At 60.8% G+C, this 14,193-nt stretch carries 8 protein-coding genes and 1 pseudogene; 3 read left to right on the forward strand and 6 right to left on the reverse strand.

What is annotated here, in order from left to right:
- Positions 1–47: 47 nt before the first annotated feature.
- On the reverse strand, positions 48–1,484 hold the full coding sequence (locus tag ASE60_RS14035) for a right-handed parallel beta-helix repeat-containing protein (RefSeq protein WP_156414641.1): 1,437 nt from the start codon (positions 1,482–1,484) through the stop codon (positions 48–50).
- A 902-nt stretch (positions 1,485–2,386) separates the two neighbouring features.
- Here ASE60_RS14035 and glmS point away from each other — a divergent pair.
- Entirely contained in the window at positions 2,387–4,210 is a 1,824-nt protein-coding gene (glmS, locus tag ASE60_RS14045; protein WP_057251173.1) for a glutamine--fructose-6-phosphate transaminase (isomerizing), read from the forward strand.
- Between the two features lie 144 nt (positions 4,211–4,354).
- Here the strand turns inward: glmS and ASE60_RS33755 are convergent.
- From ASE60_RS33755 to ASE60_RS33760, 5 genes and pseudogenes are all read right to left on the reverse strand, one after another.
- A pseudogene (locus ASE60_RS33755) lies at positions 4,355–4,643 on the reverse strand (transposase); the annotation flags it as partial.
- 100 nt (positions 4,644–4,743) lie between these two features.
- Positions 4,744–6,057, reverse strand: a complete 1,314-nt coding sequence (locus ASE60_RS14055) for an HlyD family type I secretion periplasmic adaptor subunit (protein WP_057251175.1) — start codon at positions 6,055–6,057, stop codon at positions 4,744–4,746.
- 28 nt (positions 6,058–6,085) lie between these two features.
- Complete coding sequence (locus ASE60_RS14060; RefSeq protein WP_057251192.1) at positions 6,086–7,837, reverse strand: type I secretion system permease/ATPase; 1,752 nt, start codon at positions 7,835–7,837, stop codon at positions 6,086–6,088.
- A 1,065-nt stretch (positions 7,838–8,902) separates the two neighbouring features.
- Complete coding sequence (locus ASE60_RS14065) at positions 8,903–10,513, reverse strand: hypothetical protein (protein WP_057251176.1); 1,611 nt, start codon at positions 10,511–10,513, stop codon at positions 8,903–8,905.
- A gap of 243 nt (positions 10,514–10,756) precedes the next feature.
- Positions 10,757–11,419 (reverse strand): transcription termination/antitermination NusG family protein, encoded by a 663-nt coding sequence (locus ASE60_RS33760; RefSeq protein WP_244495610.1) that lies wholly within the window; start codon positions 11,417–11,419, stop codon positions 10,757–10,759.
- Positions 11,420–11,790: 371 nt separating this feature from the next.
- Here ASE60_RS33760 and ASE60_RS14070 point away from each other — a divergent pair, with 371 nt between their 5' ends.
- Complete coding sequence (locus ASE60_RS14070; protein ID WP_057251193.1) at positions 11,791–12,951, forward strand: PqqD family peptide modification chaperone; 1,161 nt, start codon at positions 11,791–11,793, stop codon at positions 12,949–12,951.
- A complete protein-coding gene (locus tag ASE60_RS14075) occupies positions 12,951–13,949 on the forward strand; it encodes a nucleotidyltransferase family protein (protein WP_057251177.1) in 999 nt (332 codons plus the stop codon). Before ASE60_RS14070 ends, ASE60_RS14075 begins: the two co-directional genes overlap by 1 nt.
- Positions 13,950–14,193 lie beyond the last annotated feature (244 nt).

Genomic DNA, 14,193 nt, shown 5'->3' on the forward strand with positions numbered 1-14,193 from the left:
CAAATGAATCTGGAGGAGAAGTTCCACCGTCCCCATTGGCTGGGAGTCTAGAGCACGAGGTCACCCGAGGTCAGGTTGACCTCGCCGTGAAGCCAGAGCGTGAACTCAGCCTGAACGTCGGTGTCTACGTTCCCGCTCACAACGGTTGTGTCGGAACCGGCATCGTAGGACACCTTAAGCTGGCCGGGAGCGTCGCTGAAGTCGCCCTGGATCAGATGGAAGGCCTGGTCGCCCGTCAGGTCCCTGTTTGCGTCGATTGCTGACAGTTTGATCTTGTCGCCGGCGGCGAAATCCATGATCGTGTCGACGCCGCCGTTCTCGCGCGAGTCGCCGAGGCGCTCCAGGAGGAAGGTGTCGTTCCCGCTGCCGCCCCACAGCTTGTCGACGCCATCATTGCCCCTGATGACATCGTTTCCGGCGGACCCTTTCACGACATCGTTCCCATTGGCTCCGTCGATGATGTTGTCCAGCCCGTTGCCGATGATGGTCTCACCGTCGCTGGACCCCTTAAAGCTCACGCCGTTGAACGAAGCAGGCTCGGCAGCGAGCGGGGGCTGTTCGGCTACCGGCGGCTGTTCGGCTATCGGCTGCTCGGTGGCAGGTGAATCGGGGGTAATGCCTTCTTCACCGCTGTGTCGCTCGATCCACTCGGTTTTGGCCTCCTGCCAATAGTCGCGCGCCGCCTGGCCCTGCAGGACCGTCCACCCTTCGGGAGGCATCGGGTAATCGTCCGGGAGCGGTGTGTCCGACAGATTCAGGAAGACGTTGCCTCTGGACTCGACGGTGTTGTTCCAAGCGTCTTGCATGCTGCGGTAGCTGTGGTGCTCAACGTCCTCGATGGCAAAGACCGTGTTAATGAAGCGCAGGTTCGGTGTGAGCTCGCCGTCCGTGGCAGAGTCGGTCTTGATCATCGAGGAGTGCGTCATCTCACCCTCGTAAAGGAAAGATTGCATCCGCATCAGCACGCCGTCCAGCGTGACAGTGTTGTTATGGCCGTCGACAGGGCTTGACGACGATGGGTCTACGCTGATGCCACCGAACACCCCGTCGAAAAGGCTGTCACGGATAGTGCCCGTCTGGAGGCGGTCGTTCTCGACCGCGTCGTCGCGGGCGTTGGTGACCCAGACGTCCTCGATGAGGAAGTTAGGGCTGTCCCAAGATACGCGGACAGCGTCCCACGTATTCGTGATATGCCAGTCGCGGATCACGACGCCTGGCGTGCCCTCTGTCCTGATGCCAGCCGAGTTGCCGTCGTTGTAGACGTCACGCCAATCACCGGTCATGTCGACTTTGCCGTTGATCGTGCCGCCATCAAGTATCGCACCCGGTGAGTCGTAGACCATAAAGGGGTACGGACTGCCGTCGCTCCCATCGTTGTCTTGTGTCCAGGATGCATTTTCGGCATCGATCAGAGTTCCCGCGGCAAGGCCGGAAGCCTTGTAAGGTTTGGAGCCGTAGTCTCCGGTCAGCGTAATTGTAGTCACTATGAAAGTTCTCCAGTTTCCCTCTTTCCCCAGGAGTGAGTGGGGAGGCAATACACGGCTGTGATTTGCAGCCGCCCAATTCGTATATTAGCGGAGTATGGCAAACCTGCGGCGTTTCCGATCACCTTGGTCGCACTCGCGGGATCATGACGCACGACGCACCTCCCGGGTCCGGCGCAAAGGCATGATAGTGCACGACGTTCGCCTTCGGTTCGTTGGCCAGCGGTGCATCCACGACCGGCGCAGCGGCCGGCAATTCGGCGAAGCGCTCGCCGTCGCTGTTTGGGCACGAGCCCCAATCAGGCCACAAATCTCGACCTTTGCGGAATGTCGCCATAGGGAAAGCCTCGATCACCATCGCCGTGATCGGTCACATTCCAGGCATGGACATCAATTGGGTTGCGTTCTCGGAGTGCTTCCCACTCCGACTTGAGCGCCTTTTCCAAGCTGGCAATCCGGGAAGAGAGCGCCTCGATCGGTTCAAGGTAAATGCGTCGGTCTCCACGGCGTCGTCATCCTCGATGATCTGCTTCAGCGAAGCCAGGTTCGTCAGCGCCACTTCCAGTTTTGCACCGACCGATAGAGACACAACAGGCCCGCCAAGGCCGTGCCACTTGCTTCGGACCGCGGTCAGAAAGTCAAGTAACCCATGTGGCTGCGGCAATAGCCCTAACAGGCAAATTGAAGCGTGCCGGCCAGGAGAACACAATGCCATAGGCTTGAGTTGATGTTGCTCGCACTGGTCATCGGGGTCGGAATGACAGCTCTGGTGGATGCCCTGCTGGTGCAGTTTTGGATCCTGCTACCGGACAGCGGTCCGCGGATGACCGCTGCCCCTCGTATGTCGGTCGCAGCTTCCGAGTTCGTCGAAAACTAGCAATGGAAGGCTTAAGGCAAGTAAAATGTGCGGGATCGTCGGGATTGTCGGGCACTCGCCCGTTGCGCCACTTATCGTGGACGCTCTCAAGCGGCTGGAATATCGCGGCTACGATTCTGCCGGTGTCGCCACTGTTGAGGGCGGGCAGCTCGCCCGCCGACGTGCGGAAGGCAAACTGGTCAACCTCGAGCGCCGGTTGCAGGCCGAACCACTGGGCGGCACGATCGGCATCGGGCACACGCGCTGGGCCACGCACGGCGTCCCGAACGAGACCAATGCCCATCCGCATTTTTCCAGGGATGTGGCGATTGTACACAATGGCATCATCGAGAATTTCGCGGAACTGCGCGCGGAACTGATCGCAGATGGTTTCGAATTCGCTTCGGAAACCGATACCGAAGTTGTCGCCCATCTGATCTCGCGCGAACTGGCGCGCGGCACGAAACCGGTCGGGGCCGCACACAATGCATTGAAGCGGCTCGAGGGCGCCTTCGCGCTGGCAATCATGTTCCGTGGAGACGAGGATCTGATCATCGGGGCGCGCAACGGGCCCCCGCTTGCGGTGGGCCACGGCGAAGGCGAGATGTATCTGGGCTCCGACGCCATCGCGCTCGCGCCCTTCACCGATTCTATCACCTATCTGGAGGATGGAGACTGGGCTGTCGTGCAGCGTGGCGGCTTGCAGATATTCGACATCAGCGGCACGCCGGTCGAACGTAAGCGGCAGCGGTCGATCGGCTCCTCCTTCCTGGTCGACAAGGGCAATTACCGGCATTTCATGGAGAAGGAAATCCATGAACAGCCGGAGGTGATCTCGCATACCCTTGCGCATTATCTCGACTTCGCCCAGGGAAAGGCCAAGCCGGTCGATCTGCCATTCGATTTCGCGAAGCTCGACCGTATGGCGGTTTCGGCCTGCGGCACCGCTTATCTTGCCGGCCTGATCGGGAAATACTGGTTCGAACGCCTGGGGCGGTTGCCGATCGATATCGATATCGCATCCGAGTTCCGCTATCGGGAAATGCCGCTGTCGAAGTCGAGTGCAGCCCTGTTCATCTCGCAGTCCGGCGAGACTGCCGACACGTTGGCATCGCTACGCTATTGCCGCAGCGCCGGCATTCCGATCAGCGCAATCGTCAATGTCCGTGAATCGACGATCGCGCGCGAATCTGACTGCATTTTCCCGACGCTTGCCGGGCCGGAGATCGGCGTCGCCTCGACCAAGGCCTTTACCTGCCAGCTTTCGGTGCTTGCAGCGCTCGCGGTACGTGCGGCCGCAGTGCGGGGGACCATCGGCGGGGAAAACGAAAAGCGGCTCATCCGCCAGTTGTCGGAAGCGCCGCGTTTCGCCAGCCAGGTGCTCAAGCTCGGAGAGCAGATCGAGAAGGTCGCGCGCGAACTCACGCAGGTGCGGCATGTGCTGTATCTGGGGCGCGACACCAATTATCCGCTCGCCATGGAAGGCGCGCTCAAGCTCAAGGAGATCTCATATATCCATGGCGAAGGCTATGCCGCGGGCGAACTGAAACACGGCCCCATCGCGTTGGTCGATGAAACCATGCCTGTCATCGTCATCGCGCCGCATGACCGGATTTTCGAGAAGACTGTCTCCAACATGCAGGAGGTCGCAGCCCGCGGCGGCAGGATCATTCTGATCACCGACCGGAAGGGGGCCACGCAGGCAAGCCTGAAGACGATGGAAACGATCATCCTGCCCGACATGCCGGAGATCATAGCGCCGATCATCTACGCCCTGCCGATCCAAATGCTGGCCTATCATACCGCCGTGCACATGGGCACCGACGTTGATCAGCCGCGCAATCTGGCAAAATCCGTCACAGTGGAATAGCTCTCGCGCAGGACCGAGAGCCGGTGGGCGGGGCTGCTTATCGGACGCGCTCATATGGAATACGATGCCACCAGGCACGCAGTGCAATGCGTATCCAGCCGCTCCAAGATAGACCTGCCCGATGGGATTGAGGTCCGGGCTCTAGGGCGGCAGGAAGAAGAGGCGTGCCTCCTTGACGGCGCGGCGCACGGCTTATCCCTTGTGGCTGCCGAGATTGTCGAGGATTACGATGTCGCCCTTGGCGAAACTCGCCGTTGATCGGCCCGTCGACGACCCAAGGCGCATCGATACGGTCGCATCGCAAAGCAGCGATGAAGGTCATGGTTTTCCAGTGGCCGTGCGGGACCGGTGCAGCGAGCCGCCGGCCGCGCGGCGCCCAGCCCCGCAGTGGCGCCATATTCGTCTTGATGGTTTCATCGAGAAAGACCAGCCGACAGGCTTCGGAGCCCAGGGGATAGCTTCGTTGGCATCATTGGCAAAATCCTCCTTCAAATGACTTCTGAAACAGGATCCGGCGCGACAAACCGCTCAATCTACTGGTCCCGGAAAGCCCGCATCATCTGATCCGTCAACGGCTTCATCAGATACGAGAGCACCTTGCGCTCACCGGTCTGGATGAAAACCTCGACCGGCATGCCGGGAACGAGCGCTAGCTGGCCGAGTCTCTGCAATCCCTCCGGAACCGGGGTGATGCGCACCACGTAATAACTCTCGTTGGTGCGCTGATCCCGCGTGATGTCGGCGGCGACCCTGGAGACCACTCCGATAAGCTCAGGCGTGCTGCGCAGATTGAAGGCGGTGAACCGAAGCAGGGCTGCTTGGCCAACCAGAAGCTGGTCGATGTCTTGCGGAGCCACCTTTGCCTCGACCGTGAGGGCGTCAGCATCAGGGACAATCAGCATGATCGGTTCCCCGGCACCAATGACACCGCCGACGGTGTGCACAATCGACTGATGAACGGTACCGCTCGCAGGAGCACGAATATTGATGCGCGCCAGCTGATCTTCGGCCGTGACGTTTCGCTCCTCGAACTCGGCTATCTTGGCGTCGACCTCGCGCAATTCGCGTCCCGTCTCGCTCGAGAATTCCTTATCCAGTTGCAGGACCTGGAGCTCCACTTCCGCGATCGCTCCCTTTGTCTGCGCAATGCTCGAAACAAGCTGGGCCCGTTCGCCTTCGATCCGCGTAGCTTCGCGTTCATAAGCCGTCAGCTTGGATATCGGCACCAGCTTCTGTTCAAAGAGGCTGCGAACCCCGTCGAGCTCATTGTTGACCAGCTCGATCTCCCTAGCCTTGGCCACTTCCTGGGCCGAATGGCCTTCGATCTGCTTGCGGTACTGTTCCATCCTTTCGTGAAGTCGTGCCTTGTTGCCGGATCGCGCGATCCGGCGAAGTTCGAACAGTCGCTTTTCGCCGGCAACCAGCGCCGCCACCTCGGGGACGCCCATCCGGCTCGCAAGCAATGGAGCGAGCGTCATCTCTTCGCCGCCATCGCGCTCGGCCTCGAGACGGGATTTGCGGGCGTAAAGCTCGTCCAGGCTCTTGGTCACGAACGCGAGATTGGCACGGGGAACAACGTCGCTAAGCCGGACCACAACATCGCCGGCATTTACGTGGTTGCCGTCACGCACGAAGATCTCGCCGACGATACCTCCGGTGGAGTGTTGCACCTTCTTCTCATTATCCTCGACGACCACCGCGCCATGCGCGATGACCGCGCCCGAAATGTCCACGGTTGCGGCCCAGCCGCCGACGATGCCGGCGAGCAGGGTGATGAACGTCACCCCTCCCATGAGATTGCGTCGAATGGACCGCCGGTTGCAGTGCGTCGACCGAGTATCTGCCATCTTTGCGCCTGCCTCTTCTCGAGCGCTGTCAATTCGGCCGTTTCGGCGAGATCGAAACGGGCTTCGGGTTGGCGTTGTTGGCCGGCTGCAATGGCAAGAGTTTTGCCAGGACCCGTTCTCGCGGCCCGATCATGTGCATCTGTCCTTCCTTCATCGCCAGAACGAAGTCCAACTCAGAGAGGATGTTCGGTCGATGCGTCACGATCACGACAATCCCGGCGCGGGCCTTGACCCCCCGGATCGCCTCGGCAAGCGCCATTTCGCCTTCAACGTCGAGATTGGAATTCGGCTCGTCGAGGACAACGAGGAACGGGTTCCCGTGGAGCGCGCGCGCGAGCGCCACACGCTGACGCTGTCCCGCCGACAAAGCGGCGCCGCCTTCCCCGATCTGGGTCTCGTAACCGTTGGGCAGGCTGACGATCAGATCATGGACGCCCGCCGCTCGGGCGGCGGCAACGACGACGCCAGGGTCCGGGTACGGGTCGAAGCGGGCAATATTGTCCGCCACCGTCCCCGCAAAAAGCTCGACATCCTGGGGCAGATAGCCCACGTGTCTGCCGAGTTGTTCCGATGGCCACTGATCGAGCGCCGCGCCATCCAGCTTTACCCGCCCCGCCAGGGGCCGCCATGCGCCGACCAGCGCGCGAACGAGGCTCGACTTGCCGGAGCCGCTTGGTCCTATGACGCCGATCCCCGAGCCGGCATCCAGATTGAACTCGATGCCCTGGACAACAACCCGCTGCGTCCCTGGCGCGCCGATCACGAGCCGGTCCACGGTCAAGCTCGATCTCGGTGCCGGAAGCGCCATTGGCTGCACGTCCTGGGGCAGGCGGGCGAGCAGTTGCCCGAGCCTGCGCCAGCTCTGGCGTGCACCCACGAAATTGCGCCAATGGGTGATGGCAAGGTCGATAGGGGCAAGCGCCCTGCCGACCAGGATCGAACCTGCAATGATGATCCCGGCGGTCGCCTCGCCATGGATCACGAGCCAGGCACCTACGCCTAGCATTGCGGACTGCAGCATCAGCCGCAATGCGCGCGAAGCGCTACCCAGGCCGCCCGTGACATCGCTGACACGCTGCTGCTGGGCGAGGCACTGGCGACTTGCGTCCCGCCATTGGTCATGGAGGCGCCTCCCCATCCCCATCGCCGCGAGGACCTCCGCATTGCGGCGACTCGCCTCGGCGAGGATATTGCGGCGGGCGCCCGTCAAGACCGCCGCGCTCGCTGGCCTGCGCGTGAGTATCTCGGTGGTCGCTGTGAGGAGAACCAGTATGATTGCGCCGCAAATGGCGGTTATCCCGAGAACCGGATGGAAACTCCAGATGATTGCCAGATAGAAGGGGAGCCACGGCAGTTCGAAGAACGCATTGGGTCCCGGCCCCGAAAGAAAGGAGCGGATGCTGTCGATATCGCGCTGCGGCTGCAGCCCGTCGCCCTGATAGCCGACCAAGAGGGGCAGCCTGGTTATCGCGGTGAAAACACGTCCGGAGACCGCCTCGTCCAGTTCGGTGCCGATGCGGGCCATGATGCGACCACGCACGAGGTCGATGATGGCCTGCCCGACGAAGAGAATGCCGGCCAGTATTGCCAGGCCGACCAGCGTCGGAACGCTGCGGCTCGGCAACACGCGGTCATAAACCTGCAGCATAAAAAGCGCACCGTTCAGCATGAGGATGTTGCTCACGCCACTGAACGCCGCAACACCGGCGAGCGCTCCCTTGCAGGAGCCAAGCGCGCTGGCCAGTTCCGAGCCCGCTGCCGGATTACCGGCAAGGGAAATGGGCCGCGCAGCCGCCGATGGCTGTGGCGAGGGTCCCGTCCGCTTCCGCCGTGCCGGCCCGAATAACAGCAACAGGCCGAGACTTCCGATCATCAGCCAGAACGGGAGCCCGTCCGCTGCGCTCTGCAGGTCTTGAAACAACAAAGGATCGGGCAGGTACCCCGTCAGGGCCGCAAGCGCGCTACCGCCGGGATCGCCGATTTGATGAGGCAACAGCAGAGCCAAAGGTCCGACCTGCGCGAGAGCGATGAAGATCAGAACCATACCGGCAGTCTGCCACTTTGTGAGGCTGCGTCGACGACGGCTATAGCGCGGCCTTTTCCGGCGCCATCCGGCTCGCAACAGCGCCGATCCACCGGGCTCTGCGAGGCGAGGCTCCGCGCGCAGATGGCCCGCCAGAACCACCAGTGCGGTTCCGACAAACATCGTCAAAGCCGGAGGGATGAGATCCAAGATGCCGAGCTCCGCGCCCCCGGGTTCGACACCGTCGGGAAGATAGATCCCCAAGGGCTCCGACAGCGCCTTGACTGCAACGAGAAGATCAAGAAACCGCGATTGGACGAACCAGGCAAATCCAAACAGCAGCAAGACAAAGCCCACGCCCGTGCCGAGCCGGGCGATTCGCCGCACCTGTTTATCTCCCTTGTCTTTTGCGGGCATCGCGCATGAAAATTTGGACCGGATCGGTGGCATCGAAATGATCGCCCATCAAAGCAGCAAGTATTTCGACAAAGAGCGCGAAGAGGACGTTCGAATAGACCTCAGACCTGCTGCATGGCCGCGCCTTACCTGCGCGCTGCAACACGCCAAAGTATTCTCCTCGGAACCGCCGCGAAGCAGTCGGGTCAACACATGCACGATCTTCATTTGCGAATACCTCCACTAACCTGTGTGCCTGAGACGACGCCTCGACCGGGAGCCCGCGGGTCGAAAAAGGAAGGTCCGGATTTCAAGAATGCGCTGCAGCCCGGCTTTGCAGGGGATCATTTTCGTCCCTGAAAAGGCTAGATCGATGAGCGCGCGCGCTGCATCTCATGAGGCGTCTTTGCGAAGCGGCGAAGCCTTCTACAAGGACAACCAGATCTCCTTGAAAAGCTCCCGCTTGACACTCTCAGCGCTAGCGCTGGCGTCGATGGTCCTGATGTCGTTGTCCAAGGCCCGCAGTTCGGCCATGAGTGCCAGCCGCGCGTCGAACCCCTCCCTGGTAATTTCTCCGGGCTTTCGCGCCTCGGAAACCGAATAATCGGAGACGAGATGCAGCGTCAGATGCGGCCTGCAAGAATCCATCCGCTCGTATAGCTTCTTTTCAAGCCGCGCCAGCATGCCCACGCCAGGCGCGGATGAGAGATTTGGCGGTATCATCGGCCCGTCCAGATATCCGTGCCGAAGCTTCTGTGGCCAGCGGTCGCTGATAACGATCATGCCGCGCATTGCCCATCGATGCGCACGGTTCACAACGGCGTACCGTTCGATTGCGATCAGAACTCCCCAGAGCGCCAAACCGACCGATAGTATCCTTCCCATTGCGCGGCTTTCCCGGCCCTCGGTCCGGATCATCGCCTTGAGCTCGCGCCGGCGGTAAAAAGCCAGGCGCTGCAGCCCCTTGCGCAACCGCCATCCTCTTCCCTCGCCGGTGCCGACATAAACCTGGGCGCAGCCGAACTTCCATCGAAATATCCGTGTCAGCAGGCTGACCTGCGTGCTCTTTCCCAGTCCGTCCGGAGCGACGAGCGCCACCACGACCCCACCGGCCCAGGGCCACCGTTTTGGCGGTACGGCGCCGGGCATGACGCGACCTGCGAGCCTCAGGGCGAGATAGGAGGCCTTGCGCACGAAATGAACCGCAGCATCCGCGATACCGCTGGCTCTCGAGAAGCCGCATCTCTGCCGGAGCGAAAGCCTCAGTCTTGCAAGGTCGCCGCTGTGCACCAGAATACCGTCCTCGCTCGGCCGAATCCTGCAGCTGACGCTTCTGCCACGGCCAAATTTGTATTCAATGATGTAGGAATTCGGTTCGCCGGGGGCGGGGGACAGGCGCGCAAGTTGCTCCTTGCGACTGCCACGTATCGCCACCCAACGTTTCCACGGAAGTGTCCACAGACGGAACGCGAAGCGGGCGATCGATATCCGAACCTCGTCCTCAGGGGAGACGACGGGGATGGAAATCCCCCCAACGAATACATGCTCCCACCGCCCGACCGCCGCATGATCGAAAGCCAGGTAGCGCTTGCGAAACTCCCAGCCGACACGAATTCCGACGTGGAGGTCGAGATGGAGATAGGCACCGCATGAAAAATCGGCAACGAACCAATCCTCTCTGCCGGCGCAAACATTGTCGTAGCAAGAGAGGCTTACCCCGCGGCGACCATGCAACTCAGCCATTATCGAACAGAACATCGGGTAGTCCTGCTTATCGAGGAGCACATCCAGATCGTCGCAGCCGGCGACCGCCTCAGGCAGGCTCGCGAGATCCTGGATAATCCCGTATCTCACCCCTGCCTCATCCAGGGCGCGAAACAAGGTTGCCGCCACTGGAAACGCGGCAGCCGTATCGGCAGCGTGCAACGGCGCGATTGCGTCCGAGCCAGCTAGGTCCATGCCTGGTACGTCATTCTGCTTGTCCGCCGCATCCACGGTCAGATTCCGGCGCCCAGCGATTACCTGATGTGGGTTCATATCGTGCTCCCGGGCCGCTTGCCGACCATGGCGCGCGCCGTGTTCGAAGGAGTGACGGTAATGTGCTTGTCCGGGCGGGCTTCGCTTCGCGATCTCTGCATGAAGCGCATGTGTGGCCATTTTGCCAAGGGGACGTCTACTGCGGATTTCTTCGCAAGCTGCCGCACTTAGGGTGAGTCGTGTGACTGCGCCCCCACACCAATAGAAACTATACCAAACAAGAACAATACTCTACATTAACATTCATGTTATAAGCAATTGATCCCTATCAATATACATAGGAACGGATCTATTCATAACATCAATAAGTATTCTTACTGCTCCAGACCGTCCAACATAATCCAAAGTACCAAGCTGGTCCGCAAATGGCCCATTCGTGACCCGTATCTTCTGCCCTGGCTCCAAAAGACTCTTCGGGTGCAGGAACCCCTCGTCATCGGTTGCTGACAGGAGGGTCTCAATGACGCCGAATGGAACCGGAATCGGCGCGCAATCTGTCATGACGAGCTTGCGAACGCCCACGGTGGAATTGATTGGCGACCACCTTTGCTCGCGAATATCGAATGATACGAACAGGTAACCTTCAAAATATGCGGAACAAACCGGTCTGATTTTGCGCGCATGCCGGACAGTTCGCCGTCTTTTCGGCAAATAGGTTCGGAAGTTTTGAGACGACAGGTGTCGTTCGGCCAGGACTTCGCAGTGCTGGTGCGTCTGAACCACATACCAACGTGCACTACGCGCATCCTGGCTGTCCAGCGGTTCCGCTACCGAACTTTCCATTTTTAGCATACTCAACCCTCTGAATGCAGATGGGCCGCCACAAGCAAATAAAATCAACAATTTTGCATGGCCGCGCTCATGCCCGTGAACCATCCATGTTCCGCCACCCGTTGTCGCGAACATCCATGAACATTGCACACCGAGGCGCCAGCCACCCGAGAATGTATCAGGTTCGCGGACCTGCGTGCCATCAGCACTAGAGCGTAACAGGCTGGGAGCAAGTGATTAGCAGATAGATACTTTTTGCCGATCAACCCTGCAAAAAGGCGCAGGCGCATACCACCGTAGTGGAGCGAGCTTACGACGGATTAGACGGATCGGCCCGCTGATTACAGACTTTCAAATGTGCTATTTCTCAAGCGGATTACCGGCTTTGTGAGGCCGAGTTGGGGTGCACCATGATTTTTGCCCCTCTGGCGCGGCTGCCGGCAGAGTGAAGACACGGGGTGCGGTCGGCAATTATGACGCGGGAAGGCACGGAGGAGGCCACGACGATGACCTTACTAGAAGCGAATGAAGGAGCTGTCGTGCAAGTTTCCCCTGATGGCGTGGCGGCGGGCCTCGTGACCCAGGCCCGGCTCGTGCGCATCCGTGGGCAGAACATCCTGTTCAGCCCAACCCAGCGCGCCATCTTCGCCCTTAACGACACGGCCGCCGACATCTGGCGCTCGTTGCAGGAAGGCGCTTCACCGGATGCTATCCCGCGCAGGATCATGCGCGGTCACGTTGATGCCCTCGATGCGAAAGAATACGTTCAAACCGCGCTAAGGGATTGGGAGCGCCTGGGCCTGATCCGGCCACACGCACCATCGGCCTCCGCTTCGCTTCACAAGCATGTGGTCCAAACGCTGGCCGTGGCGGACCGTCGCATCCGGATTGTCTATCCAGCGACCCATGCCTTTCCGGCAATCACCGTCTTCAGGCACCTCGAAGTCCAGCCGGAGGCCACCGACACTCTCCTGGAACTGGTCGAGCACGGGGATCGGATCCACGTGTTCCGGAATAGTGACTGGCTTCGGACCTGCTCCCCCGAGGAGATCCCCACCGTGCTGAAGGGGGAGTTGCTGTCCGAAGCGCTCGAGCATGGCATCTATGAACTTGCACTCCACGCAGCCGCCCTCTCCTCAGGCGAACGCCTGATCCTGCTCTGCGGCGATCCCGGTGCAGGCAAGACGACGCTGACATTGGCCCTGGCCCAATCGGGCTTCGGCTTCGTCTCGGATGATGTGACCCTTTTGAACTGCGGCGGGCTTGGCATCGGACTTCCCTTCGCCGCCGGCGTCAAGCCCGGCGCATGGCCTCTTCTTGCCGGATACTATCCCGAGCTCGCTGCAGCACCGATCTTCAGGCGCCCCGATGGCAAGCGAGTGCGCTACATCGTGCCGAAACACTTTTCGCCGGTGTCGCAGGCCCCCCGAGCCATAGGCTGGGTGATCCTGCTTAACCGCGACCGCGGCTCCCGTCCCAGTCTGGATCCGGTCGATGCGGTCGGTGCGTTGCGCGGCTTGCTCAACGGTGCGTTTGCGCCCGGCCGAGATCTCGGCAGCACCGCCTTCGAAATGCTGACACAGGTTATTGGATCGGCCAGGACCTGCTCCCTCACCTATTCCTCGCTGGAAGATGCGTTGGAATTGATCCGGGGAGCTTGCCGGTGATGCGTGCCGACACCGCTCTTGACGCCCTGGTCTCCGGCCTTCAGGGGCACCTCGTCGCCGATGTCGACTGGCAAGCCTTGATCGCACTGGCGAACCACACGCTGCTCACGCCCGCCCTATTCTCCTCGCTCGCCCAATCGGGCCAGATCGAGCGGCTGCCAGGCGACGTGCGCGATTATCTTGCCTTTATCGATGACTGCAATCGGAACCGGAACCTGAGCTTGAGGGCACAGTTGATCGAGACCGTCGCCGCGTTCAACAGCCGAGGGATCGTTCCGATTCTGCTCAAGGGAGCCGTTCCGCTCTTTGTTTCCCCGCCCGGCCGGTTGCCCAGCAGGATGACGAGCGATCTCGATATCGCCGTGGAAGCGGGCGAGGAGGCTGCCGCCAAGGCCTGCCTCGAAGAGCTTGGCTATCGTGAGGTGCCGGACGTTCGTGGCATGGCGCGTCCGCAGGATGCGGGCATCCTGGAACTCCGGCGGTATCGGCCGGACGGATTCGGATGCCCCCAGCCCGTCCAACGGGATGGCCTTCGGGTGAAGATTCCTTCCCTTGAGGCCCGCGCAATGCACTGGATCATGCATGACCTCCTCAAGGAAGGAGATTACTGGCGCGGAAGAATCGATCTGCGGCACCTGCACGATCTGGCACAACTCGCCGAAAGCGAACAGTTGGATTGGGCGACGCTGCGCACGGCAATGCCAAACAAAACCACCCGGAATGCGCTCGACACCCAACTGCTGACCTTGCACCATTTCTTTGGGACGAAGATTCCGGCAGACGCCGCAGGGCGCCCGATGCCCCGCCTCCAGCACTGGAGGCGCATCTATACGGTCAGGCATCCTGTCTCCGGCGCTCCGCTACGCCTCGCCGGCAACCTGGCATGGGGCCTCAGCCGGCTCACACGTTCCCTTGAGCTGGCGCGTCGCAACCCGATCGAACTGGTGCGTCGCGCAGGCCTCATCCTTTCGAATAAGGGGCTACGCTCAAAGATTTAGGGATCAAATCTAAGGTCTGGATGGTTGCTACACGGACAGGATGTATACTGTTCATTTGAGTGTTTCCAAAGGAGCCAGGGCAATGGAGAAGAGAAACGACTCAGAAATGATCCCTGAGGGACTGGAAACTGAAGCGCAGGCTCGAAGAGATTTTCTCAAGAAGGCCGGGCGTTTTGCCGTTGTAACACCTCCGGCGATTACCCTCCTCCTTGGTACGAGCCTGAGTTCGCGCGCCATTGCCAAG

Origin of the sequence: Ensifer sp. Root278 (assembly GCF_001429285.1) — a bacterium.
Lineage (GTDB): Bacteria > Pseudomonadota > Alphaproteobacteria > Rhizobiales > Rhizobiaceae > Ensifer.

Coding starts and splice junctions, on each gene's coding strand:
- ASE60_RS14070 (WP_057251193.1), top strand. CDS start 11,791: ATGACCTTACTAGAAGCGAATGAAGGAGCTGTCGTGCAAGTTTCCCCT.
- ASE60_RS14065 (WP_057251176.1), bottom strand. CDS start 10,513: ATGAACCCACATCAGGTAATCGCTGGGCGCCGGAATCTGACCGTGGAT.
- glmS (WP_057251173.1), top strand. CDS start 2,387: ATGTGCGGGATCGTCGGGATTGTCGGGCACTCGCCCGTTGCGCCACTT.
- ASE60_RS14055 (WP_057251175.1), bottom strand. CDS start 6,057: ATGGCAGATACTCGGTCGACGCACTGCAACCGGCGGTCCATTCGACGC.
- ASE60_RS33760 (WP_244495610.1), bottom strand. CDS start 11,419: ATGTTCGCGACAACGGGTGGCGGAACATGGATGGTTCACGGGCATGAG.
- ASE60_RS14075 (WP_057251177.1), top strand. CDS start 12,951: ATGCGTGCCGACACCGCTCTTGACGCCCTGGTCTCCGGCCTTCAGGGG.